This window comes from Romboutsia sp. 1001713B170131_170501_G6 (assembly GCF_015668195.1).
In the GTDB taxonomy this organism is placed as follows: domain Bacteria; phylum Bacillota; class Clostridia; order Peptostreptococcales; family Peptostreptococcaceae; genus Romboutsia_C.
On the sequence record NZ_JADPFC010000025.1, the window covers coordinates 1 to 2,237 of the forward strand.

Annotated in this window: 2 protein-coding genes, 5 tRNA genes and 1 rRNA gene; all 8 read left to right on the forward strand. The window is 34.8% G+C overall.

Annotated features, from left to right (window positions below):
* Positions 1-87: 87 nt before the first annotated feature.
* Positions 88-164 (forward strand) — tRNA-His (locus I4U89_RS15400).
* Positions 165-172: 8 nt separating this feature from the next.
* Positions 173-248, forward strand: a tRNA-Lys gene (locus tag I4U89_RS15405).
* Positions 249-258: 10 nt separating this feature from the next.
* Positions 259-332, forward strand: a tRNA-Cys gene (locus I4U89_RS15410).
* Positions 333-337: 5 nt separating this feature from the next.
* Positions 338-414 (forward strand) — tRNA-Arg (locus I4U89_RS15415).
* Between the two features lie 5 nt (positions 415-419).
* Positions 420-495, forward strand: a tRNA-Val gene (locus tag I4U89_RS15420).
* A gap of 159 nt (positions 496-654) precedes the next feature.
* The gene (locus tag I4U89_RS15425; protein ID WP_195941138.1) at positions 655-906 is read left to right on the forward strand and encodes a DUF2508 family protein; all 252 of its coding nucleotides are present in this window, start codon (positions 655-657) and stop codon (positions 904-906) included.
* Positions 907-927: 21 nt separating this feature from the next.
* Positions 928-1,341 carry a hypothetical protein gene (locus I4U89_RS15430; protein WP_195941139.1) on the forward strand — a complete coding sequence of 138 codons (414 nt, stop codon included), beginning with the start codon at positions 928-930 and terminating at the stop codon, positions 1,339-1,341.
* A gap of 564 nt (positions 1,342-1,905) precedes the next feature.
* A 16S ribosomal RNA gene (locus I4U89_RS15435) occupies positions 1,906-2,237 on the forward strand; the annotation flags it as partial.

Genomic DNA, 2,237 nt, shown 5'->3' on the forward strand with positions numbered 1-2,237 from the left:
GAGGTGTAGCGCAGTTTGGTAGCGCACATGGTTTGGGACCATGGGGCCGGGGGTTCGAGTCCCTTCACCTCGACCAATATAGATATGGTGGGTATAGCTCAGTTGGTTAGAGCGCCAGATTGTGGCTCTGGAGGCCGTGAGTTCGAATCTCATTATCCACCCCATTTAAAATGACCCATTAGCTCAGTCGGTAGAGCACCTGACTTTTAATCAGGGTGTCCCGCGTTCGAGTCGCGGATGGGTCACCATTTATATTATGGCGACATAGCCAAGTGGTAAGGCAGTGGACTGCAACTCCTTGATCCCCAGTTCGAATCTGGGTGTCGCCTCCAAAATTGCGCCTATAGCTCAACTGGATAGAGTGTCTGACTACGAATCAGAAGGTTAGGGGTTCGAGTCCCTTTGGGCGCACCATATCCGGGATTATAGCTCAGCTGGGAGAGCACCTGCCTTACAAGCAGGGGGTCACAGGTTCGAGCCCTGTTAATCCCACCAGTGTAACCTCTAGTGAAAATCACTAGAGGTTTTTATATGCAAAAAATAATACTAAGAATATATATTATCTTGATAAAGGAATTAAATTTACATATAATGGTATATAGATTTTAGAATATGTCAAAATTCTTAATAAAATATAATTTAGGGAGGATGACTATGTCTAAAATAAAAAAAATTAATAAAGATAAAGAAAAGCAAAAACTAATAAAGGAGATAAAAAGAGCTCAGTTGGATGTTGAAACAGCAGAACATTTTTTTCAACTAGTTACAGACCCAGAGTTAGTGGATGTTGCTATATATGAATTAGAGGCTAAAAAGTCAAGATATAGATATTTAATAAAAGTTGCTAAGGAAAGAGGAATAAAGAAGACATTACAAGAGTCTTTAGTAGAATCAATAGCAAAATAATTCTAAGGAGATGATTAAATCATGTACGTAGTTTTTGGGGATGAAATAGTAGATAGCGAAGAATTAAAAGAGACTATACAAGAAAATAGTGACTTTATAGTAGAAAAAGATTTAACTAAAGGAACAAAAAGAGAAGATACATTAGCTTACCAAATAAGTATAGATATAGAAAATTTAAATGAAATAATAAAAGAAGACTATGACTTAGAAGAAATAGACAGTGAAGATTTATTTGATGAATATATAACATTAGCAGATGAATTAGCTATGGAATTAGAAGAGATAATGCCAGAAGATGCTGTTATGAATGCTAGGGCTTATAAATGGGATAATACAGACGATGCTATAAAAGTAGTTATAGCGATAGGACATGCAGAGCTAGGAGAATTAAAAGTATCTGATGTTGCGAGAAGATTATTATCACAAGTTGATTAACAAAAGAGGAGGGATATTAATACTACTTAGTATCCTTTCTTTTTACAATAAGTAATTTAATTAAACTTGATAAAGTTGTATTAAAAAATATAGAAGATAAAATGTTTTTGTGAATAGGTTAATTATAAGCAGATAACTATATTTATTTGGATATAATTTTTATTCATCATATTAATAATGTTTAAATACATATATAATTTATTAAATTTATAAGCATATAGTTGTATTATTTTAAATAGAATTGTATAGTTGATTTTTTAATTAAGAATAAAATAATGAATAAATATATTTTATCCTACACATAATATAACTGTTGAAAAGCACATTATAAATAAAAAATAAAATTTTTTAAAAAAAGTGTTGACGATATAAAAATAAGATGATATAGTATTACTTGTCCTTAAGAAAAGGGCAAAAATAAAAAAGTAAGCGCCGACACAGTCGCTTAAAATGAACTTTGAAAATTAAACAGTAGGTTAATTTATATAATTAATGATTCATTAAAGAATCGAATACAACCAAGCCAGATATTCAGATAATGATAGTCTGAGCAGGTAACAACTTTTATTTGAGAGTTTGATCCTGGCTCAGGATGAACGCTGGCGGCGTGCCTAACACATGCAAGTCGAGCGATTTACTTCGGTAAAGAGCGGCGGACGGGTGAGTAACGCGTGGGTAACCTGCCCTGTACACACGGATAACATACCGAAAGGTATGCTAATACGGGATAACATAAGAGAGTCACATGGCTTTCTTATCAAAGCTTTTGCGGTACAGGATGGACCCGCGTCTGATTAGCTAGTTGGTAAGGTAACGGCTTACCAAGGCGACGATCAGTAGCCGACCTGAGAGGGTGATCGGCCACATTGGAACTGAGACACGGTCCAAACTCCTAC

Bases quoted from the DNA above. Each gene is read 5' to 3' on its own strand.
- I4U89_RS15425 (WP_195941138.1), top strand. From the start codon at position 655: ATGTCTAAAATAAAAAAAATTAATAAAGATAAAGAAAAGCAAAAACTA.
- I4U89_RS15430 (WP_195941139.1), top strand. From the start codon at position 928: ATGTACGTAGTTTTTGGGGATGAAATAGTAGATAGCGAAGAATTAAAA.